The sequence below is a fragment of the Actinomadura nitritigenes genome (assembly GCF_017573545.1).
GTDB classification, from domain to species: domain Bacteria; phylum Actinomycetota; class Actinomycetes; order Streptosporangiales; family Streptosporangiaceae; genus Spirillospora; species Spirillospora nitritigenes.
Map to the genome: position 1 here is coordinate 46,969 of NZ_JAGEOK010000017.1, position 20,849 is coordinate 67,817.

Below are 20,849 nucleotides of genomic sequence, written 5' to 3' on the forward strand. Positions count from 1 at the left end.
CCGGAACGAATGGGCGATGATGGTCGTGTGCCTACCTTGACCGATCTGGTCCGCGACCACACCGACCTCACCGAGACCGATGTGGAGTGGCTGCACGCGCTGGTGTCGGACTGGCAGCTCCTCGCCGACCTGTCGTTCGCGGACCTGCTGCTGTGGGTACCGCTGCGGTCCGGGGCGGAGATCCCGGCCGACGGGCCGCCCGCCCGGGGCGGGCGGCGCGGGGGCGGCACGATCGACACCGGCGCGGCCGTGCAGGGCTGGGTGGCGATCGCGCAGATGCGGCCGACGACCGGCCCCACCGCCTACCCCGAGGACCTGGTCGGCAAGGTCGTCCGGACGGGCCGGCGCGGGCTGATCGACGTGGCGTGGCGGGAGCGGCGGATCGTCCGGGAGGGCGACCCGGAGTGGGGCAGCGGCATCCCGGTCCGGGAGGAGTCGATCCCGGTGCGCCGCGGCGCCAAGGTCCTCGGGGTGATCCAGCGCAGCACCAACCTCAGCTCGGCGCGCACCCCGTCCCGGCTGGAGCTGACCTACCTGCAGAGCGCCAGCGACCTCGCCAAGATGATCTCCGAGGGGCGCTTCCCGGTGCCGGGCGAGGAGCCGAACATGGTCCGCTCGCCGCGCGTCGGCGACGGGCTGATGCGGCTCGACCGCTCCGGCGGCGTCACCTACGCCAGCCCGAACGCCCAGTCCGCCTACCGGCGCCTCGGCCTGCCGTCCGACCTGGTCGGCGAGTCGCTCGGCAAGGTCACCGCCGACCTGTGCGACACCGGCGAGCCGCTGGAGGAGGCGCTCAGCGTGGTCCTCAGCGGGCGGGCGCCGCGCGAGGTGGAGGTCGAGGCGAACGGCTCGGTCATGCAGCTGCGGACGATCCCGCTGGTGGTCGGCGGCACCCGGATCGGCGCGATCGTGCTGTGCCGGGACGTCACCGAGCTGCGCTGGCGCGACCGGGAGCTGATGACCAAGGACGCCACCATCCGGGAGATCCACCACCGGGTGAAGAACAACCTGCAGACCGTCGCGGCGCTGCTGCGGCTGCAGGCGCGGCGGCTGCGGATCCCGGAGGGGCGGGCGGCGCTGGACGAGGCGGTCCGCCGCGTCGGGTCGATCGCGATCGTGCACGAGACCCTCTCGCACACCCCGGACGAGCTGATCGACTTCGACGACATCGCGGACCGGGTGATCATGATGGCGGGGGAGGTGTCCACCCCGGAGACCAAGGTCACCCCGAAGCGCACCGGCAGCTTCGGGGTGCTGCCCGCCGAGGTCGCGACGCCGCTGGCGATGGCGCTCACCGAGCTGCTGCAGAACGCGCTGGAGCACGGCCTCGCCAGCCGGTTCGGCACCCTGGAGGTCGTCGCGCACCGCTACGGCGAGGGCGACCCGCCCCGCGAACCGGCCGGCGTGACGGTCTGGGGCGAGTGGCCCGGCTCCGACGCGCACGACCCGCGCGTCCGGGAGGAGGCGCACGACCGGGACGCGCCCGGCGCGCGCGAGCCCACCGGCCCGCGGCTCGTCACGATCGTCGCCGACGACGGCGTCGGCCTGCCCCCGGACTTCGACGTGGAGAGCAGCAACAGCCTCGGCCTGCAGATCGTCCGCACCCTGATCGTCGGCGAGCTGGGCGGCAGCCTCGACTTCCGCGACCGGCCCGGCGGCGGCACCGAGGTCATCGTCGACGTCCCCCTCGACTACAGCACCCGGCTCCACGGCCCCCGATCGGCCCAGCAGTAGCGGCCCGTCCCCGGGATCCGGCGCCGTGCGGTCCGGCTCGCGGCACCCCGGAGACACCGAGTGCCCGCGGCCTGTCTCCAGGCGGCGGGCACGTCGAGGTGCGGTACGGGCGACGCCGGGGTTTCCGGCCCTGGGGGTTCGGAGGCGGCGCCGCTCGGTGCTGCGAGCGGGGGAGTGGGTCAGAGACCGGCGTTGGCGCGGGCGCGGGCACGGCTGGCGCGGCGCTTGAGGGCGCGGCGCTCGTCCTCGCCCATCCCGCCCCAGACGCCCGAGTCCTGGCCGGACTCCAGCGCCCAGCGCAGGCAGGCGTCGGTGACGTCGCAGCGGCGGCACACCTGCTTGGCCTCTTCGATCTGCAGGATCGCGGGCCCGGTGTTGCCGATCGGGAAGAACAGCTCGGGGTCCACGTCACGGCAGGCAGCGCGGTGGCGCCAGTCCATGCGGTCCACTCCTTCGTCAGGTGGTGTGAGACACTCCACGTTTGTGAACGGTTTCACATGTCGCGAACGCCCGGAGCGGCGGTGGCCGGCGATCCGAGGGTGATTGTTCCGCGGCGCTGCGATCAGGAGGCGGACGACGTTGGGGCCCCTGTCGGCTGGCGCACTTTGAGCGTGTCAGCCGGGCGCGGGCAGACGCAAGACCTTTGAGAAAGGATTCTCAAAGTATGGGTGTCGCATGTGTCACACCAGTGGGTCGGGCGTGTTACTTGGCCCCCGGCATGGCGTGACGGCGGTCTCAGATGAGGATGCGGACCGCCTTCGGCACCGAACGGAACGTCACACTGCGCTGTTCTCCGAGGTAGTCGCCGTCCAGCTGAAAGGCGATCGGACGGTCCGCGCGCAGGGTGACCTCCGTCGCATCGTGCACGTTCACCACGTCGCGTCCCTGCACCGGCCGGTTCCGCACGAGCATCATCTGAGCGAACGCCCCCAGGATGGGGCCCGCGGCCATCGTGCGCATCCCGAACACGTCCAGCCCGCGCGCGAAGTTCGACCTCGGGCTCGGATTCACCGGCAGCCGGCCCATGAAAGTCCACGGCGCGGTATTGGAGACGAACGCGAGGAACAGGCCCGCTTTCGGGGGGCGTCCCGGCACTTCCAGGGTCAGGGCCGGATGGCGCCGATCCGTGCCCGTGAAGAAATGGCGGACCGCGGCCCGCACGTACAGTGACGGATCGGCCTTCGCACCCGCGCCGCGGCGGCGTTCCACCTCCCGGACGACCTCGGCGTCCAGTCCCACGCCCGCGTTGAAGGTGAAATAGCGCTCCACGCCGTCCGGCAGGCACGCCGCGCCCAGCCCGACCGTCCGGTACCGCCCGGCGCGCAGCGCCTCCAGCACCGCCCGCGCCGCACCGACCGGGTCGTTCGGCAGCCCGAGCGCGCGGGCGAACACGTTCGCGCTCCCCGACGGCAGGACCGCGAGCGCGGGCAGGTCCGGGGACGGGCCGTCCGCGAGCAGGCCGTTCACCGTCTCGTTCACGGTGCCGTCGCCGCCGAGCGCGATCACCGCGTCGTAGCCCTTGTCGGCGGCCCGGCGGGCGAGCTCGGTCGCGTGCCCGCGGTGGGCGGTCTCGGCGATCTCGAGGTCGAGATCGCCGGTGAAGGCCCGGACGAGGATCTCGCGGGCCCGCCGGGAGGTCGAGGTCGCCTTGGGGTTGGCGATGAGCATGGCGCGCACGGCGCCAGCGTATCGAGCGTTTCCCGTGCGTTTCCCCACGCATCGGCCGCGGCGGCGGGCGAGTAGGGTTTCGTTGTGACCGATCGTCCCATCACCGTGCGGGCCGCCGCCGCCCTGGAGGGCGCGGAGGGCCTCGGCGCCGTCGCGTTCGGCGCCTACACCGGCGTGGAGACCGCCGCGGGCGCCGCCGTCGACCCGGTGAGCGCGATCGGCGTGACCGTCCTCGCCCTCGCCGGCGGCCTCGGCATGCTCGCCTGCGCCCGCGGCCTGCTGCGCGGCGCCCAGGGCAGCCGCGCCCCCACGGTCCTGACCCAGCTGTTCGCGCTGCCCGTCGCCTGGTCCCTCTGGCAGAGCGACCGGCCCGAGATCGCCGTGCCGATGGGCATCGTCGCGGTGCTCGCGCTGGTCGCGGTGCTGAGCCCGCCGAGCACCGCCTGGCTCGTCCGCGATCACGACGAGGACGAGGAGGAGGACGGCGCCCCGTCCGGCGGCGCGGAGCCCGCGCCCCGCGCCGCGGAGCCGCGCCCCGGGGACGACCGGTCCCTCGGCCGGAAGCTCATGGACCGCCTCAAGGAGCAGCCCGCGAAGGACACGCCCGCCAAGGACGCGCCAGCCAAGGGCACGTCCTCCAAGGGCACGTCCGCGAAGAGCTGACCGGCGGGCGTGGGCCCGGCGGGAAGACCGGTGAACGCCGAGGGGCCCTGGGGACGTGCGTCCCCGGGGCCCCTCGGCGTTCGGCGTCACTCGTCGGCGGTGAGGCCCTCGCGCAGCTGCGCGAGCGTGCGGGCCAGCAGCCGCGACACGTGCATCTGGGAGATGCCCAGCTCCGCGGCGATCTGCGACTGCGTCATGTTGCCGAAGAACCGCAGCAGCAGGATCTTCTTCTCCCGCGCCGGCAGCTTCTCCAGCAGCGGCTTGAGCGACTCGCGGTACTCGACGCCCTCCAGCGACTCGTCGATCATGCCGAGCGAGTCCGCCACGGCGGGCGCGTCCTCGTCGCCGGAGTCGGGCGCGTCGAGGGACACCGTGGAGTAGGCGTTCGCCGACTCCAGGCCCTCCAGCACCTCCTCCTCGCTCATCTGCAGGTGGGCGGCCAGCTCGCTGACCGTCGGCGCCCGGCCCTCGCGCTGGGCGAGGTCGCTGATCGCCTTGGTCAGCGACAGCTTCAGCTCCTGGAGCCGGCGGGGCACCCGCACCGCCCAGCCCTTGTCGCGGAAGTGCCGCTTGATCTCCCCGACGATCGTGGGCGTGGCGTAGGTGGAGAACTCCACGCCGCGCTCCAGATCGAACCGGTCGATCGACTTGATCAGCCCGATGGTGGCGACCTGGATGAGGTCGTCCAGCCACTCGCCGCGGTTGCGGAAGCGGCGGGCCAGGTACTCCACCAGGGGCAGGTGCAGCTCGACGAGCTGGTCGCGGATGCGCTGCCGCTCCGGGTCGCCCTCGGGCAGCTCGGCGAGGCGCTCGAACAGCGCGCGGGCCCGCGCGCGGTCCGGTACGCCGCTCTCGGACCGCTCGTTGCTCGCGCCGGCGATGGTCGTCTTCTCTGTCACGGGGCCCCCGCCGTACCGCGCCGCTTCTGCAGCGTCACGGTCACCCGGTCGTCGGAGCCGATCTGGGCGTCGACCTCGCCGGCCAGCGACGACAGGACGGTCCAGGCGAAGGTGTCCCGGTTGGGCTCCTGCCCGTCCACCGTGATCACCGACACCGAGATGCGCATGGCCTCCCCGGTCAGCTCGAACTCGCACGACAGGTCCGTCCCGGGGACGGCTTGGGAGAGCAGCATCGCGCACGCCTCGTCGACCGCGATGCGCAGGTCTTCTATCTCGTCCAGCGTGAAGTCCAGCCTGGCGGCCAGTCCCGCGGTGGCGGTTCTGAGCACGGACAGGTAGGCGCTCGCGGCGGGCAGCTTCACTGTCACCACGTCGCGCACGGACAACTGTGTACTGGCAGGCATGGCAGCGGTTTCCTCGGTCACGTCACTCCCTCGCAGGATGGTCCCGCTGCTTCCGAAACTACCGCCTGCGGCGCCCACTGCGAGACTCCGGCGCGCAGAGGTTTCGACCGGTTGTCCGAGTATTGACTAGATGACTTGGTCTCTGAGGGGCCCTCCGGCCGCCGGACGGCGGGGCGTTCACGGCCCGGAGCGGCGGCCGGGGAGCGGCGGCAGGAGCGCGCCGGGGTGCGCGATCACCTCGGCGGCCAGGCGGGTTCCGGCCTCCGCGGCGGCGCGCCGATCGTCGCCGGCGAGCCGTGCGGCCAGGTAGGCGCCGTTGAACGCGTCACCCGCCGACGTGGTGTCCACCACGTCGGCGTCCGGGACGGCGGGGACGGCCTCCATCGCGTCGCGGTCGGCGATCACGCAGCCCTGGGCGCCGAGCTTGACCGCGATCTCCGGAACGCCCGCGTCGCGGAGCCGCTCGACGCAGGCCCGCGCGGACGCGTCGCCGTGCACCAGCCGGTCGTCGTCCAGGGACGGCAGCGCGATGGAGGTGTGCGCCAGCACGGCGGCGGCGGCCCCGGCCGCCGCGGCGCGGGAGGGCCAGCCGCTCGGCCGGTGGTTGCCGTCGTAGGCGACCAGCCCGCCGCGCCGCCGGGTCTCCGCCAGCACCTCGGCCAGCCGGGCGCGGGCCGGCTCCTTCATGATCGAGAGGGTGATCCCGGACAGGTAGACCAGGTCGTGGCCGGCGACCGCCTCGTCGATCGCGGCGGGCTGGTCCGGTCCGAACAGGTCGCGGGCGGGCGACTCGCTCCGGTAGTGCTGGAACGTCCGCTCGCCGTGCTCGTCGGTGCGGATCAGGTAGAGCCCGGCGCGGCCGCCGGGGCGCACCCGCGCGTACCTGTCGCCGACGCCGTGGGCGTGCCAGCGCGCGCGCATCTCCGCGCTGTACGGGTCGTCACCGGTGACCGTGACGAACTGCACGTCGAGCGCGTCGGGCGCGGCGCTGCGCGCGAGGTAGGCGGCGGTGTTGAAGACGTCTCCGGCGTAGCCGAGGGCGAGCCGGTCCGGTGTGAGGTGCCGCAGTTCGATCATGCATTCGCCGATGAGGGCGACCCGGGGAACGTTCACGCGCAGCACGATACATCTAGACAACAAGTCATCTGATGACCAGACTTCTGGCCGTGCGCAGAAGATCCCCATGGCGCGGCCTCGCCGCCGGCGTTCTCACCCTGGCCCTGTCCACGACGACCTTCACCGCCCCTGCCCGTGCCGCCGTCACCGCCGCGCAGGCGTGCGGCGGCACCCCGACCCCCGCCTTCCGGAGCTCGGCGCCCGACGCCGGGCTGAACACCCTGTTCACCCGGTACGGCAACGACAACGGCCGCACCGACGACTGGACCGGCGCGGACGGCACGTTCTCCACCACCCTGCCCGGCGGGCGGGTGGCGTTCGTGTTCTCCGACACCTTCCTCGGCAAGGTCGACGCCGACGGCGGCCGGTCGCCGGTGATCGAGGAGGGCGGCACCACCCCGTTCGTCAACAACTCGTTCGTGGTGAAGTCCGGCGACCGGCTCAGCACCGTGCACGGCGGCACCGCCGAGCAGCCGAAGGCCGTGATGCCGCCGCGCGACGGCGAGCACTGGTACTGGGCCGGCGACGCGATCACCGCCGGCGGCCGGGTCCAGGTGACCTACCAGGAGTACGAGCGGTTCGGCCCCGGCATCTGGGACTGGCGCTGGCTCCGCAACGTCGTGGCGAAGTTCCGGCCGGACCGGCTGTCGGAGCCCGCCGGCGTGACCGCGATCCCGTCGTCCAGGGGGATCTCCTGGGCGTCCTGGCTGGAGCGGTCCGGCGGCATGATCTACGTCTACGGCGTCGAGGACCTCGGCGACACCAAGTACATGCACCTGGCCCGCGTCCGCGGCACCGACCTGACCAGGCCATGGGAGTTCTACGCGGGCGACGGCGCCTGGTCGCGGAACGAGGCCGACTCCGCGCGGATCATGAACGGGGTCGCCAACGAGTACAGCGTCAGCCGCATGGGCGGCGCCTACATGCTCATCACCCAGGACACCACCGAGAAGTTCAACACGAACATCGTCGCGTACTTCTCGTGCACGCCGCAGGGACCGTTCACCGGCAAGACCACCGTCTACTCGACCCCCGAGACCGGCGCGAACGGCAGCTACGGCAACCCCAACGTCTTCACCTACAACGCGCACGCCCACCCGGAGCTGAGCCGCCCCGGAAGCCTCGTCATCTCCTACAACGTCAACAGCTTCGTCAACACCGACCACTACAAGGACGTCACCATCTACCGGCCCCGTTTCGTCGACCTGAAGTTCGGCTGACGATGGCCTACCGACGGCATCGCCCGGCCCGCAACTGGGGCGCGCGCCTGCACGAGGTCACCTGGTTCGGGATGCGCGCCGTCGTGCTGGAGAACGAGCTGCTGCGCGTGACCGTCCTGGCGGACAAGGGCGGCGACGTCGCCGAGTTCTGCTACAAGCGGCGCGACATGGACTTCGTCTGGCTCGCGCCCGACGGGATCCGCAACCCGCGCGACGTGGCGGGCGGTGCGAGCGACGACGTGGCGGCGTTCCTCGACCACTACGAGGGCGGCTGGCAGGAGGTGCTGCCCAACGGCGGCGAGCCGAGCACCTACCGCGGCGCGGCGCTGGCGCAGCACGGCGAGGTCGCCGGGCTGCCCTGGGACGTCGAGATCGCGGCCGACGACCCGTCCGAGGTCGCGGTGCGGCTGACCGTCCGGGCGCGGCGCGTGCCGCTGCGCGTGGCGAAGACGTTCCGGCTGGCGTCCGGCGAGGCGGAGCTGCGCGTCGACGAGGAGCTGGCGAACGAGTCGGGGGTCGAGCTGGAGGTGATGTGGGGCCACCACATCGTCTTCGGCGCCCCGTTCCTGCGCCCCGGGCACCGGATCCGGCTGCCGGACGGGGTGGCGGCGGAACCGGAGCTGACCGTCGTCCCCGGGCACGGCGCGCCGAGCGACATCCACTACCTGTCCGGGTTCCGGGACGGCCGCTACGAGATCATCGACCCGGACGCGGGACTCGGCCTGCGGGTCCGCTGGGACGCCGCCGTCCTGCCGGACCTGTGGCTGTGGCGGGAACTGGGCGCCGCCCGCGAGGCGCCCTGGTGGGGCCGCGCGTACGTGGTGGGGCTCGAGCCGTTCGCCGGGCGGCCGACCGAGGGGCTCGCCGAGGCGGTGCGCAACGGGTCGGCGCTCACCCTGAGGCCGCGCGAGACCAGGCCGCTGTGGCTGCGCGCGGCCGTGATCGAGGGGGAGGAAGCGCGATGAGGGCAGGCGGCGGGGAGTTCGCCGGCAAGGTCGCCGTCGTCACCGGAGGGTCGCTCGGCATCGGCCAGGCGGTCGTGCGGCGGCTCGCGGAGGACGGCGCCGCGGTCGTCTTCTGCGGCATCGACGAGGACGGCGTCCGCGCCGCCGAAGCGGAGCTGCGCGGTGGCGGCCTGGACGTGACCGGCGTCGTCGCCGACGTCACCGACGCCGCGCGGATGCAGGGCCTCGTGCGGCGCGCGGTCGACGCGCACGGCGGCCTCGACACCGTCGTCACCTGCGCCGGGATCCAGCGGTACGGGACCGTCGAGGACACCGCCGAGGAGCTGTGGGACGAGGTCCTGGACGTCAACCTCAAGGGCGTCTTCCTGGTCTGCAAGGCGGCCGTCCCGGAGCTGCGGCGGCGCGGCGGCGGCACGATCGTCACGGTGTCGTCGGTCCAGGCGTTCGCGTCGCAGGACCGGGTCGCCGCCTACACCGCGAGCAAGGCCGCGATCAACGGGCTCACCCGGGCGATGGCGCTGGACCACGCCGCCGACGGCATCCGCGCCAACGTCGTGTGCCCCGGCTCCGTCGACACCCCGATGCTGCGCTGGGCCGCCGACCTGTTCCGCGGCGGGACGAGCCAGGACGACCAGGTCGCCGAGTGGGGCCGGGCGCATCCGCTGGGCCGCGTCGCGCGGGCGGAGGAGGTCGCCGAGGTGGTGGCGTTCCTGGCCGGCCCGCGCTCCTCGTTCATCACCGGGGCCGAGCACCGCGTGGACGGCGGCCTGCTCGCCCGCAACCCCGCCGCACTCCCGGAGGTCTGAATGCCCGACGCCCGCGTCTTCTTCGACGGCCTGTCCAGCAGCCCGCGCCTCGACCACCCCGAGTGCGTGGCGGTCCATCCCGACGGGAGCGTCTGGTGCGGCGGGGAGGCCGGCCAGATCTTCCGCGTCGACCCGGCGGGCGGGAGCGTCGAGCAGGTCGCGACGACCCACGGGTTCGTGCTCGGCATCGCGTTCGACGCGTCCGCCTCCCACCTGTACATCTGCGACATCCAGCATCCCGGCGTGTTCCGCCTGGACCTGGCCTCGGGCGTGGTGTCGCTGTTCGCGGACGGCGCGGACGGCCACCGCTTCGCCAACCCCAACTACCCGGTGATCGACGCGGAGGGCCGGATCTACGTCTCCGACAGCCGCCGGATCGACGACCCCGGCCCGGCGGTGTTCCGCTACGTGCCGGACGGCACCGGTGAGGTCTGGGACGAGCGTCCGATGGCGTTCGCGAACGGCCTCGCGCTGGCGCCGGACGGGTCGGCGCTGTACGTCGCCGAGTCGTTCCTGCCCGGGATCACCCGCGTCGAGATCCGGGCGGACGGCACCGCGGGCGGCCGCTCGACGGTCGCCGAGCTGCCCGGCACGGTCCCCGACGGCATCGCGTTCGGCCCGGACGGCCTGCTCTACGTGGGCCTCTACGAGCCCAGCGAGGTGCTGCGGCTGGCCCCGGACGGGCGGCCGGAGACGGTCGTCCGCGATCCCACCGCGCATCTGCTCTGCCACCCGACGAACCTGGCGTTCCGGGGCACCACGGCGTTCGTGGCGAACCTGGGCCGCTGGCACATCAGCGCGTTCGACCTCTAAGCCCCCGGAGGGCCCGCATGCGTCTTCTCGTTCGTGCGGCCGCGGCCTCGACGCTGGCCGCGACCGCCCTTCTCGCCCCCTCGACCACCGCCCACGCCGCCGCTCTGACCTGCGGCGGGACCGCCGCGCCCGCGTTCGGCACGGCGACGCCCGACGCCTCGCTGAACGCGCAGTTCACCTCGTACGGCAACGGCAACGCGCTGCTGGACGACTGGACCGGCGCCGACAGCACCTACTCGGTGAAGCTGCCGGACGGCCGGACGGTGTTCGGCTTCTCCGACACGTTCCTCGGCAAGGTCAACGCCGACGGGTCCCGGCCGATGACGGTCGCCGACGGCGGCACCACACCGTTCGTCAACAACACGTTCGTCGTGCGGTCGGCGGGCGGCGCGCTGACCGCGACCGCGCACGGCGGCACCGCCGCGAACCCGACGGCCCTGCTGCCGCCGCGCGACGCGTCGCACGTCTACTGGGCGGGCGACATGACGATGAACGGCGGCGAGATCCAGCAGCCGTACCGCGAGTACAAGGTCGGGTCCGGGGACCTGGACGTGACCTGGGACGCCAACGTCCTCGCGCGGTTCTCGACGAGCGACCTCACCCGGCCGGCCTCGGTGACCGCGCTGCCGTCCGGCGGCGGCGTCATGTGGGGGTCGGCGCTGCTCCGGGACGGCGGCTACACCTACGTCTACGGCACCGAGGACCTCGGCGCGGACGGCAAGCACATGTACGTCGCGCGGGTCGCGGGCACCGACCTGCGCGGGACGTGGAGCTACCTGGCGGCGGGCGGCACCTGGTCGCCGTCGGAGTCGGCGGCGGTGGAGGTGCTGGGCGGCGTGTCCAACGAGTTCAGCGTGAGCAGGCGCGGGAACTTCTACATCCTGCTCACGCAGGACACCAAGGACGCGTTCAGCGCGCAGATCGACACGTACCTGTCCTGCTCTCCCGCCGGGCCGTTCACCGACGAGAAGACCGTCTACAACACGCCTGAGGGCGGGCCGTTCGGCTCGTACGGCGACCCGGACGTCTACACCTACAACGCGCACGCGCACGCCTCGCTCACGACGGCGGGCAACCTCGTGGTGTCGTACAACGTCAACAGCCTCGACACGACCGCGGGACCGACGAGGGACGTGTACCGCGACGTGAGCATCTACCGCCCGCGCTTCGTCGACGTCCCCGTGACGGGGTGACCCGGTGGATCCCGAACTGTCCGAGGCGCTCGCCGGGATGCCGTACGTGAGCCTCGCCGATCCGGTCGAGGCGCGCGCCGCGATGCGGGACCTGTCGGCCGCGCTGTCGGGCGCACCGGTGGCCGACGCGCGCGTGGACGTCATCGACCGGACGGTCGCCGGAGGCGTGCCCGTGCGCGTCTACCGGCCGCGGCGGCCCGCCGGCCCGGCCCTGGTGTACTTCCACGGCGGCGGCTTCGTCACCGGCGACCCGGGCAACGAGCACCGCCGCTGCCTCGGATTCGCCGCCGAGCTCGGCATCGCGGTGGTGTCGGTGGACTACCGCCTCGCGCCCGAGCATCCGTTCCCCGCGCCGTTCGAGGACGCCTGGGCCGCGACCGCCTGGACGCACGCGCACGCGGGCGGGCTCGGCGCCGACCCCGGCCGGATCGCGGTCGGCGGCGGCAGCGCGGGCGGCGGGCTCGCGGCGGCGGTGGCGCTGCGGGCGCGCGACGAGGGCGGGCCGCCGCTCGCCTTCCAGCTGCTGCTCTACCCGGTGCTCGACGACCGCATGGACACCCCGTCGATGCGGGCCTACACCGAGCCGCCGCTGTTCAACCGGGGCGAGGTCGAGCAGATGTGGCGCCACTACCTCGGCCCGGACCGGGGGACGCCGGGGTGGGAGACGCCCGTGTACGCCGCCCCGGCCCGCGCGCGGGACCTGTCGGGGCTGCCGCCCGCGTACGTGCTGGCGGCCGAGGCCGACCCGCTGCGCGACGAGGACCTCGCCTACGCGCTGCGGATGATCGAGGCCGGGGTGCCGGTCGAGCTGCGGCACGTGCCGGGCGCCTACCACGGCTTCGACGGCGTCCTGTCGGCGGCGGTGGCCCGGCGGGCGCTCGCCGACCAGCACGCGGCGCTGCGGCGGGCGTTCCACCTCGACCCTGGACATCTTGGTACATCAAGTGATTAGATGACTTGACTTCTTCGAGGAGTAACGAGGTACACGAATGTCCAAGGATGTCGCCCGGCCCAGCCTCTCCGACGCGCTCACCGAGCGCGTGCTGGAGCTGATCCGCTCCGGCGGGCTGCGCCCCGGCGACCGGCTGCCCTCGGCGCGGGAGCTGTCCGAGCGCTTCGCGGTGACCACCCCCACGCTCCGCGAGGCGCTCCGCCGGCTGGAGGCCACCGGCGCCGTCCAGATGCGGCACGGCTCCGGCATCTACGTCGGCGCCGACCTGGAACGGGTCGTCATTCCCAACCCCAACGTCCGGCCCCTGCAGGGCGACCAGCTCCTCCAGCTCCTGGACGCCCGGCTGCTCATCGAACCCCCGCTGGCCGCGATGGCCGCCCGCCGCGCCGAACCCGGCGACCTGGAGCGGCTGCGCACCGTCCTGGACCAGGCGGGCCGGCACCTGGAGGGCGAGGACGCCGAGCTGGACGCGGCGAACATGTCCTTCCACCGCGCCGCCGCGCACGCCTCCGGCAACGCCGTGCTCGGCGAGGTCATCGACTCGCTGCTGTCGGTGCACGGCGCCGAGCAGCGGGAGATACTGCGGATCTTCGACGATCGGCGCCGCGACCACGAGGACCACCGGGCCATCCTCGGCGCGATCGAGGCCGGCGACGCCGGCCGCGCCGAGGAGCTGATGCGCGCGCACCTGCGCGACGTCACGAAGGTCATCGCGTCCCGGCTCGCCTGACCCACCGACGACGACCCCCCGACCGCCCCACGACCGACCACCTGTCACCGGCCGTCACCGGCCGCCCGCCCGCGCAGGGCCGGCGGTCCCCTTCGGCGCACCCTCATGCGCCGCGACACCCCACCGTCCGCACACCCCACCACCGTCCGCACACCCCACCGTCCGCACACGCCGGAACACCGGCAGCCGACCTCCAACCACCCCACGAACCAGGGAGGCCCCCATGCCGTCGACGCGCATGCGCACGACCGCCGTCCTCGCGGCGGCCGCGGCGCTGGCCGCGGTCGCGGGCTGCGCCTCGGGCAACGACTCGGGAGGGTCGAAGTCCGGGCTCAGGCTCTACAACGACAAGGGCGCGTGGAAGCCCTTCTTCGAGCAGATGAGCGCGCTGGGCAAGCAGCAGACCGGGCTGGACATGAAGCCCGTCGGGTACACCGACGAGCCCACCTACACCGCGTTCATCAAGTCCTCGTTCCGCACCAAGGTGAAGCCGGACCTGTTCACCTGGCAGACCGGCGGGCGCCTCGAGGAGATCGTCGCGCAGAACCAGGTCGCCGAGACGACGTCGATCTGGCAGGACGCGATCAAGAGCGGCGACCTCACCCAGGACCTCGCCAAGTACTACACGGTCGGCGGCAAGCAGTACTGCGTGCCGCTGAACACCGGGTACTGGGGCATGTTCTACAACAAGAAGATCTTCGCGAAGTACGGTCTCGCACCGCCCACCACCTGGGCCGACCTGATGAAGATCGCCCAGACGCTGAAGGGCGGGGGCCAGGTCCCGTTCAACCAGACCACGCCCACGTCGCTGTTCTCCTTCGCCTGGTTCGAGCAGCTGCTCGCCGGCACGGACCCCGACCTGTACGAGCGGCTGTCCACCGGGCGGGCGTCCTACACCGACCCCGGCGTGGTCAAGGTGATGGAGCAGTGGAAGTCGATGATCGACTCCGGCTACTTCTCGAACCCCGGCGACAAGGCCGACCCCGCCGACCACTTCAAGGCCGGCGACGCCGCCATGGTCATCAGCGGCACCTGGTTCAACACCAGCATGACCCAGCGCGGCCTCAAGCTCGGCACCGACTACGGGTTCTTCCTGATCCCGAACGTCCAGCCGTCCCTGCCGAAGCGGTCGCTGATCTTCGAGAGCGGGCCGCTGTGCTCGCTGCGCAAGGCGCCCGACGCCGCCGCCAGCACCAAGTACCTGAAGTGGTGGGTGACCCCCGGCGCGCAGGAGAAGTGGGCCAACGCGCGCGGCGACGTGTCCGGCAACCCCAAGGTCAAGATCGCCGACCCGGAGCTGGACAAGGTCACCAAGGAGGCCGCGAACGGCGGGAACCGGCTCGTGCTCCGCTACTTCGAGGCGGCGCCGGCGCCCGTCCTGACGGCCGCGCTCAGCGGGTTCGACGGCTTCCTCAGCAAGCCCGGCTCGTACATGGCGGTGCTCAAGGACATCCAGAAGGCCAACGAGGACTACTGGAAGAACCACAAGGCCGGAAGCTGAACCGATGACCGACCAGACGACCGCCGTGCGCGCGAGGACCCCGCACCGCCGCGCGCGCGGCGGGCCCCAGCGCGGCGGGGGAGGCGGGCGCCCGGCGAGCGGGTTCGCGATGCACGGCCGGTTCCGGCACGCCTACCTCACCCCGGCCGTCCTCTTCGTCGCGGTGCTGATCTACCTGCCGTTCCTCTGGACCGCGTACCTCAGCCTGACCAGCTACGACGGGCTCGGATCGCCGAAGTTCACCGGGCTGGACAACTACCGGCGGCTGTTCCAGGACGAGGCGCTGCTCACCTCCGTCCGCAACACGCTGCTGTGGGTCGCCGGCACCACCGTCCTGCCGGTCGGCCTCGGCCTGCTGGTCGCGGTGCTGTCGTACAACATCAAGGGCGGCGCGTGGTACCGGCTGCCGTTCCTCATCCCGTACGCCATGTCGGGCGCCGGCCTCGGCCTCATCTGGGGCTTCATCCTGCAACCCGACGGCATGGCCAACCAGGTGCTGACGTTCCTCGGCATGCCCGGCGGCCACACCGAGTTCCTGCAGGACGGCCCGCGCAACACCCTCGCGATGATCGTGGTGTGGGCGTGGCAGCAGCTCGGCGTCAACATGCTGCTGTTCGTCGTCGGGCTCCAGTCGATCCCGCGCGCGCCGATCGAGGCCGCCCGCATCGACGGCGCGTCGGGATGGCAGCTGTTCCGGCACGTCATCTGGCCGCTGATGCGGCCGCTCACCACCGTGGTGTTCGGGCTGGCGCTGGTCGCGAGCCTGAAGACGTTCGACATCGTCTGGGTGATGACGCAGGGCGGCCCCGGCCGTACCTCCGAGACCCTCGCGGTGACCATGTACCGGCAGGTCTTCGTCGCCGACGAGTACGGCTACGGGTCGGCGATCGCGGTGGCGCTCACCACCGTCACCGGCCTCGCCTCCTACGTCTACCTGCGCCACCAGCTCGCCAGGGAGGGATCCTGATGCGCCGCGCCGTGCTGATCGTCCTCGGCCTGGTGTGGCTGTTCCCGACGTACCTGATCGTCGCGAACGCCGTCCGCCCCGCCGGCGACTACGACCCGTCCGACGCGGTGAAGCCGCCCGGGTCGATGGGCCTGTTCGACAACATCGACGAGGCGTGGAGCCGCACCGACGTCGGCGCCACCCTCGGCAGCACCGCGATCTACAGCCTGGTCGCGCCGGCGCTCGCCGTGCTGTTCGGCGCGCTCGCCGGCTACGCGATCGTGGTGCTGCGCGTCCGGTTCGGCTTCCTCTGGTTCATCGTGATCTTCGCGGGCACGGTCGTGCCGTTCCAGATGCTGCTGGTGCCCCTGTTCGTCGGCTACAGCAAGGTGTCGCTCTACGACAACCAGATGGGCCTCGTGCTGGTCCACACCGCGATCAGCGTGCCGCTCGCCGCGCTGGTGATGCGCAACTTCTTCGGATCGGTCGCCGTCTCGATCTTCGAGGCGGCGCGGCTGGACGGCGCGTCCACCTTCCGCATCTTCTGGCGCATCTACCTGCCGCTGTCGTCGGCCGCGCTGGCCGCGGTGTTCATCCTCGAGTTCACCTACGTCTGGAACGACCTGCTGTTCGGGCTGACGCTGGCGCAGTCCGACAACGTGCGGCCGGTCTGGGCGGAGCTGTCGGCGCTCACCACCGACGTGTACGCCGGGACGCCCGTCCCGGTCGCGCTGGCCGCCGGGCTCGTGGTCTCGCTCCCCACGGTCGTGCTGTTCCTGGCGACCCAGCGGCTGTTCACCCGCGGGCTGACGCTCGCCCAGTTCTGACCCCGGTCACAGTCATTCTGAGAGGACACGGATGACCAGTCGGCTCCTGACGGAGAGCCTCGGTTCCCCGGACTACGACGGAATCCGCGCCGCCCTCCGCCACGACACCTCCGCCGAGGTGCTCGCGGTCCGCGGGCTGTCGGTGCGGGCGGCGGTGCTCCCGCTGTTCAGGCGGGACGCGGCCGGCGCGCTCCGGCAGGCCGTCCGGATCGAGGCGGGCCCCGGGCTGGCGCTGCGGCTCGGCGACGCCGAGGAGCGCACCGACGGTGCGGGCCGGGCCACCCTGCTCGTCCCGGCCGTCGACGCCCCGCGCCGCCTCACCCTGGAGGTGCGGGACGGCGCGGGCCTCGTCGGCGCCGCCCCCCTCGACGTCACCCCGCAGCGCAAGTGGAGCGTCTTCGTCGTCCACCACTCGCACCTGGACATCGGCTACACCGACACCCAGGGCACCGTGCTGCGCCACCACCTGGACTACCTGGACGCGGCGCTGCGGCTGTCCCGGGAGACCGACGGCCGGCCCGACGACGCACGGTTCCGCTGGTCGGTGGAGTCGTCGCTGCCCGCGCTGCGCTGGCTCGCCACCCGCCCGGACGACCAGGTCGCCGAGTTCGTCGACCGGACCCGGAGCGGGAACATCGAGGTCACCGCGTTCCCCATGCAGCTGCACACCGAAGCGTGCTCGACCGACGAGCTGTACCGGCAGCTGCGGTTCGTGGAAGACCTGCGCAGCCGGCACGGCATCGACGTCCGCTCGGCGATGCACACCGACATCCCGGGCGCCGTCGTCGGCGTCGTCGACGCGCTCAACGCGGCGGGCGTCCGCTACCTCGCGGCGGCGCACAACTGGGCGGGACGCTCCGTCCCCTACGTCACCGGCGGCGACAGGCTCGGCCGCCCGTTCCGCTGGCGGGCGCCGAGCGGCCGCGAGCTGCTCGTGTGGTTCACCGACACCCCGCACGGCATGGCCTACATGGAGGGCAACACCGTCGGGCTGGTCGACGGCTACGACCTCGCCGAGGACCTGCTCCCGCGCTACCTGTCCTCGCTCGCCGACCGGCCCTACCCGTACGGGCCGGGCACCTTCGGCTGGTACGCGGCCCCCGGCCAGGTCGGCGCCGACAAGGCCCCCGACGTCCTCGACGCCGTGCACCTGCGGGTCCAGGGCGCGCACGCCGACAACGCCGGCCCGTCGATCATGCCCGCCGACATCGCGCTGCGGTGGAACGCGACCTGGGAGTACCCGCGGCTGCGGATGGCGACCAACGCCGACTTCTTCGAGCACGTCGAGGAGCACCACCACGACCGGCTCCAGGTCCACGAGGGCGACTGGACCGACTGGTGGGCCGACGGGCTCGGCTCCGGCGCCCGCCCGCTCGGCCACGTCCGGCGCGCCCAGAACGTCCTGCGCACCGCCGAGACCCTGCACGCCCTCGCCGGCGCCGAGGCCGAGGGGCTCGACGACGCCTACGACAAGGCCGCCCTGTTCGACGAGCACACCTGGGGCGCCGCCAACCCGTGGGAGGACGCCGAGGAGGGCACCGACTCCGGCGGCCTGCAGTGGACCCGCAAGTCCGCGGTCGGCTACCAGTCCTACGACGACGCCCTCGACCTGCTGCAGGCAGGGGCGCGGCGGTTCGGCGCCACGCTCGGCCCCGCGCCGGACGCGCTCGCCTCGTTCGCCGTCCTGAACCCCGGGTCCGCCGCCCGCACCGACGTCGTCCGCGCCTTCCTGCCGCGCGACGTGGTGCCCGTCGACGTCCCCGTGGCGCTGCTCGACGCCCGCACCGGCGAACCGCTGCCGCACCACGAGGAGGAGGTCGACCCCGACGAGTGGCCGACCCGCCCCATCGGCCGCCACCTGGAGGCCGTCGTCCCGGACGTCCCCGGCATGGGCCGCGTGCGGCTGGACGTCGTGCGCGGCGAGGCCCCCGCGCCCGAACCCGTCGACCTCGGCCGCGACGGGGTGATCGAGAACGAGTACTACCGCGTCACCTACGACCTCGCCGAAGGGCACCTCTCCTCCGTCTTCGACAAGGCCGCCGGACGCGAGCTGGTCAACGCCGACGCCGCCGCCGGGTTCGGCCAGTACGTCTACGACCGGTACGCGACCGCGCCCCACTTCAACCACATGTCCGGGCACATGCTCGTGCACGACAGGACGCTCCTCGGCGACCGCGCCCTCGGCCGGCACGCCGCCGTCGTCAGGTGTGAACGCACGCCCGTGGGAGAACGCCTCATCGTGGAGCTCACCGGAAAGGGCGTCGACTGGATCCGCACGACCCTCGACCTGCACGCGGGCGTGCCGCGCCTCGACCTGCGCTTCCAGCTCGGCAAACAGCCCACGGCGACCAAGGAGGCGGTGTTCTTCGCCTTCCCCTTCGCGGCCGGCGGGCCGCCCGCCGCATGGGAGCTGACCGGCGGCGTCGGCGGCACCGGCGTGCCCAGCGTCCCCGGATCGGCCGAGCACATGCGCCCGATCCGGCACTGGGTCGCGTTCGAGGACCCCGACCTGACCGTGGCGTGGGCGACGCTGGAGGCGCCGCTCGTCCAGTTCGGCTCCATCCACATGCCGTACGCGCCGTTCCCGCCCACCGTCGACGACGAGCCCGCCACCGTCTACTCCTGGGCACTGAACAACATCTGGGACACCAACTTCCCGTCCCAGCAGCAGGGCGAGACCACCTTCCGGTACGCCGTCGCGTCCGCCGCCGGCGGGCTCCCCGGCCGGCGGCTCGGCGCCCTCGCCGCCGCGGGGCTCACCGACCCGTTCGTCGCGACACCGGCGACCGGCGCCGGGACCGCGCCCGCCGCGCCGGCCGAGGCGTTCGCGTCGGTCGACGACCCCGACGTGCAGGTCACCTCGATCGGGCGGCACGGCGCCGACCTCGTCGTCCGGCTCCGCTCGCTCGCCGCCGCACCCGTCGAGACGACGCTGACCGTCCCGGGGATGCGCCGCGCGATCGTCGACTCCGGGCTCGGCCGCGACGCCGCCGAGGCGCCCGTCCGCGACGGCGCCGCGACCGTCCGCCTGCCCGCCTGCGGAATCGCCGCCGTCACGGTGAAGGGGAACTCCGAATGAAGATCACCGGCATCCGGGCCACCACCGTCGCGGTCCCGCTGGAGGCGCCGCTGCTGCACAGCAACGGCGCGCACTGGGGGCGCTTCGTCCGCACGATCGTCGAGGTCGAGGCGGACAACGGCCTGGTCGGGCTGGGCGAGATGGGCGGCGGCGGGCAGAGCGCCGAGGACGCGTTCCGCGCGCTCGCGCCCTACCTGGAGGGGCACGACCCGTTCGAGCTGGAGGCCCTCCGCTTCAAGATCGCCAACCCGACGGCGAGCCTGTACAACAACCGCACCCAGATGCTCGCCGCCATCGAGTTCGCCTGCCTCGACCTGGTCGGCAAGCACCTCGGCGTCCCCGTCCACGACCTGCTCGGCGGACGGGTCCGCGACAGCGTCCCGTTCGCGTCCTACCTCTTCTACCGCTACCCGGGCGCGGACGGCCGGACGCCGGAGGTCCGCACCCCCGAGCAGCTCGTCGCGCACGCCCGCGACCTCAAGGAGCGGCACGGCTTCGCCGTCCACAAGCTGAAGGGCGGCGTCTTCCCGCCCGCCTACGAACTGGAGTGCTACCGGGCGCTCGCCGAGGCGTTCCCCGGCGACCGGCTGCGCTACGACCCCAACGCGGTGCTGAGCCTGGACGAGGGGCTGCGGTTCGCGAAGGCCATCGAGGACCTCGACAACGACTACCTCGAAGACCCCGTCTGGGGCCTCGAAGGGCTGCGGCTCGTCCGCGAGAGGACGCCGACGCCGCTGGCCACCAACACCGTCGTCGTGAACTTCGAGCAGCTCGCCACCAACGTGCTGCACCGGAGCGTGGACGTCGTGCTCCTCGACACCACGTTCTGGGGCGGCATCCGCGCGTGCGTCAAGGCGGCCGGGATCTGCGACACCTTCCAGCTCGGGGTGTCGGTCCACTCGTCGGGGGAGCTCGGCATCCAGCTCGCCACCATGCTGCACCTCGGCGCCGTCCTGCCGAACCTCACCTACGCCGCCGACGCGCACTACCACCACCTCGCCGGCGACGTCATCGAGGGCGGCCCGTTCCGGTACGCGGACGGGCGGATCGCGGTGCCGTCCGGGCCCGGCCTCGGCGTCGCCCTCGACCGCGACAGGGTCGCCGAGTACGCCGAGCTCTACCGCGAGCTCGGCGGCTACCCCTACGACCGCGACCCGGGCCGCCCCGGCTGGTACCCGCTCGTCCCGAACGAGCGGTGGGCCGACCCGGACAAGCCGCTGGTCGCCCTCTAGACCCGGACAAGCCGCTGGTCGCCCTCTAGACCCGGACGAGCCGCTGGTCGCCCTCTAGACCCGGACGAGCCGCTGGTCGCTCTCTAGACCCGGAGGCGCCG

The 20,849-nt window shown here is 73.0% G+C and carries 19 protein-coding genes; 14 read left to right on the forward strand and 5 right to left on the reverse strand.

The window, feature by feature from the left end; genetic code table 11:
* Nucleotides 1–27: 27 nt before the first annotated feature.
* On the forward strand, nt 28–1,734 hold the full coding sequence (locus J4557_RS26095; RefSeq protein WP_208269373.1) for a GAF domain-containing sensor histidine kinase: 1,707 nt from the start codon (nt 28–30) through the stop codon (nt 1,732–1,734).
* Nucleotides 1,735–1,913: 179 nt separating this feature from the next.
* Here J4557_RS26095 and J4557_RS26100 read toward each other — a convergent pair whose 3' ends face one another.
* Nucleotides 1,914–2,174, reverse strand: coding sequence for a WhiB family transcriptional regulator (locus J4557_RS26100; protein WP_151541468.1), 261 nt, complete (start codon nt 2,172–2,174; stop codon nt 1,914–1,916).
* A 295-nt stretch (nt 2,175–2,469) separates the two neighbouring features.
* Nucleotides 2,470–3,411, reverse strand: a complete 942-nt coding sequence (locus J4557_RS26105; RefSeq protein ID WP_208269374.1) for a diacylglycerol/lipid kinase family protein — start codon at nt 3,409–3,411, stop codon at nt 2,470–2,472.
* Nucleotides 3,412–3,486: 75 nt separating this feature from the next.
* Here J4557_RS26105 and J4557_RS26110 point away from each other — a divergent pair, with 75 nt between their 5' ends.
* Nucleotides 3,487–4,065: a hypothetical protein gene (locus tag J4557_RS26110; RefSeq protein ID WP_208269375.1), complete on the forward strand. Its 579-nt coding sequence runs from the start codon at nt 3,487–3,489 to the stop codon at nt 4,063–4,065.
* Between the two features lie 86 nt (nt 4,066–4,151).
* Here J4557_RS26110 and J4557_RS26115 read toward each other — a convergent pair whose 3' ends face one another.
* The 3 genes from J4557_RS26115 to J4557_RS26125 all read right to left on the reverse strand — a co-directional run bounded on the left by J4557_RS26115 (nt 4,152) and on the right by J4557_RS26125 (nt 6,481).
* Nucleotides 4,152–4,964 (reverse strand): RNA polymerase sigma factor SigF, encoded by an 813-nt coding sequence (locus tag J4557_RS26115; RefSeq protein ID WP_190852562.1) that lies wholly within the window; start codon nt 4,962–4,964, stop codon nt 4,152–4,154.
* Nucleotides 4,961–5,389 (reverse strand): ATP-binding protein, encoded by a 429-nt coding sequence (locus tag J4557_RS26120; RefSeq protein WP_151598884.1) that lies wholly within the window; start codon nt 5,387–5,389, stop codon nt 4,961–4,963. The genes J4557_RS26115 and J4557_RS26120 overlap by 4 nt, the downstream gene beginning before the upstream one ends.
* Before the next feature lie 156 nt (nt 5,390–5,545).
* Entirely contained in the window at nt 5,546–6,481 is a 936-nt protein-coding gene (locus tag J4557_RS26125) for a sugar kinase (protein ID WP_208269376.1), read from the reverse strand.
* 53 nt (nt 6,482–6,534) lie between these two features.
* On the opposite strand from J4557_RS26125, the gene J4557_RS26130 reads away from it, so the two are divergent.
* From J4557_RS26130 to J4557_RS26185, 12 genes are all read left to right on the forward strand, one after another.
* Nucleotides 6,535–7,704 carry a DUF5005 domain-containing protein gene (locus J4557_RS26130; RefSeq protein WP_307800214.1) on the forward strand — a complete coding sequence of 390 codons (1,170 nt, stop codon included), beginning with the start codon at nt 6,535–6,537 and terminating at the stop codon, nt 7,702–7,704.
* 2 nt (nt 7,705–7,706) lie between these two features.
* Nucleotides 7,707–8,669 carry a DUF4432 family protein gene (locus J4557_RS26135; RefSeq protein ID WP_208269378.1) on the forward strand — a complete coding sequence of 321 codons (963 nt, stop codon included), beginning with the start codon at nt 7,707–7,709 and terminating at the stop codon, nt 8,667–8,669.
* A complete protein-coding gene (locus tag J4557_RS26140) occupies nt 8,666–9,475 on the forward strand; it encodes an SDR family NAD(P)-dependent oxidoreductase (RefSeq protein WP_208269379.1) in 810 nt (269 codons plus the stop codon). The genes J4557_RS26135 and J4557_RS26140 overlap by 4 nt, the downstream gene beginning before the upstream one ends.
* A complete protein-coding gene (locus J4557_RS26145; RefSeq protein WP_208269380.1) occupies nt 9,476–10,288 on the forward strand; it encodes an SMP-30/gluconolactonase/LRE family protein in 813 nt (270 codons plus the stop codon).
* 17 nt (nt 10,289–10,305) lie between these two features.
* Nucleotides 10,306–11,481 (forward strand): DUF5005 domain-containing protein, encoded by a 1,176-nt coding sequence (locus tag J4557_RS26150; protein WP_208269381.1) that lies wholly within the window; start codon nt 10,306–10,308, stop codon nt 11,479–11,481.
* Between the two features lie 4 nt (nt 11,482–11,485).
* Complete coding sequence (locus tag J4557_RS26155; protein WP_307800215.1) at nt 11,486–12,433, forward strand: alpha/beta hydrolase; 948 nt, start codon at nt 11,486–11,488, stop codon at nt 12,431–12,433.
* 37 nt (nt 12,434–12,470) lie between these two features.
* A complete protein-coding gene (locus J4557_RS26160) occupies nt 12,471–13,163 on the forward strand; it encodes a FadR/GntR family transcriptional regulator (protein WP_208269382.1) in 693 nt (230 codons plus the stop codon).
* Nucleotides 13,164–13,386: 223 nt separating this feature from the next.
* Complete coding sequence (locus tag J4557_RS26165; RefSeq protein ID WP_208269383.1) at nt 13,387–14,664, forward strand: ABC transporter substrate-binding protein; 1,278 nt, start codon at nt 13,387–13,389, stop codon at nt 14,662–14,664.
* Between the two features lie 4 nt (nt 14,665–14,668).
* Complete coding sequence (locus tag J4557_RS26170; protein ID WP_243776372.1) at nt 14,669–15,631, forward strand: carbohydrate ABC transporter permease; 963 nt, start codon at nt 14,669–14,671, stop codon at nt 15,629–15,631.
* On the forward strand, nt 15,631–16,437 hold the full coding sequence (locus J4557_RS26175) for a carbohydrate ABC transporter permease (protein WP_208269384.1): 807 nt from the start codon (nt 15,631–15,633) through the stop codon (nt 16,435–16,437). The genes J4557_RS26170 and J4557_RS26175 overlap by 1 nt, the downstream gene beginning before the upstream one ends.
* A 31-nt stretch (nt 16,438–16,468) precedes the next feature.
* A complete protein-coding gene (locus tag J4557_RS26180) occupies nt 16,469–19,516 on the forward strand; it encodes a glycoside hydrolase family 38 N-terminal domain-containing protein (RefSeq protein ID WP_208269385.1) in 3,048 nt (1,015 codons plus the stop codon).
* Nucleotides 19,513–20,748, forward strand: coding sequence for an enolase C-terminal domain-like protein (locus J4557_RS26185; protein WP_208269386.1), 1,236 nt, complete (start codon nt 19,513–19,515; stop codon nt 20,746–20,748). The genes J4557_RS26180 and J4557_RS26185 overlap by 4 nt, the downstream gene beginning before the upstream one ends.
* The last annotated feature ends 101 nt before the right edge of the window (nt 20,749–20,849 follow it).

Bases quoted from the DNA above. Each gene is read 5' to 3' on its own strand.
- J4557_RS26145 (WP_208269380.1), top strand. From the start codon at position 9,476: ATGCCCGACGCCCGCGTCTTCTTCGACGGCCTGTCCAGCAGCCCGCGC.
- J4557_RS26175 (WP_208269384.1), top strand. From the start codon at position 15,631: ATGCGCCGCGCCGTGCTGATCGTCCTCGGCCTGGTGTGGCTGTTCCCG.
- J4557_RS26135 (WP_208269378.1), top strand. From the start codon at position 7,707: ATGGCCTACCGACGGCATCGCCCGGCCCGCAACTGGGGCGCGCGCCTG.
- J4557_RS26140 (WP_208269379.1), top strand. From the start codon at position 8,666: ATGAGGGCAGGCGGCGGGGAGTTCGCCGGCAAGGTCGCCGTCGTCACC.
- J4557_RS26100 (WP_151541468.1), bottom strand. From the start codon at position 2,174: ATGGACTGGCGCCACCGCGCTGCCTGCCGTGACGTGGACCCCGAGCTG.
- J4557_RS26170 (WP_243776372.1), top strand. From the start codon at position 14,669: ATGACCGACCAGACGACCGCCGTGCGCGCGAGGACCCCGCACCGCCGC.
- J4557_RS26150 (WP_208269381.1), top strand. From the start codon at position 10,306: ATGCGTCTTCTCGTTCGTGCGGCCGCGGCCTCGACGCTGGCCGCGACC.
- J4557_RS26185 (WP_208269386.1), top strand. From the start codon at position 19,513: ATGAAGATCACCGGCATCCGGGCCACCACCGTCGCGGTCCCGCTGGAG.
- J4557_RS26160 (WP_208269382.1), top strand. From the start codon at position 12,471: ATGTCCAAGGATGTCGCCCGGCCCAGCCTCTCCGACGCGCTCACCGAG.
- J4557_RS26165 (WP_208269383.1), top strand. From the start codon at position 13,387: ATGCCGTCGACGCGCATGCGCACGACCGCCGTCCTCGCGGCGGCCGCG.
- J4557_RS26180 (WP_208269385.1), top strand. From the start codon at position 16,469: ATGACCAGTCGGCTCCTGACGGAGAGCCTCGGTTCCCCGGACTACGAC.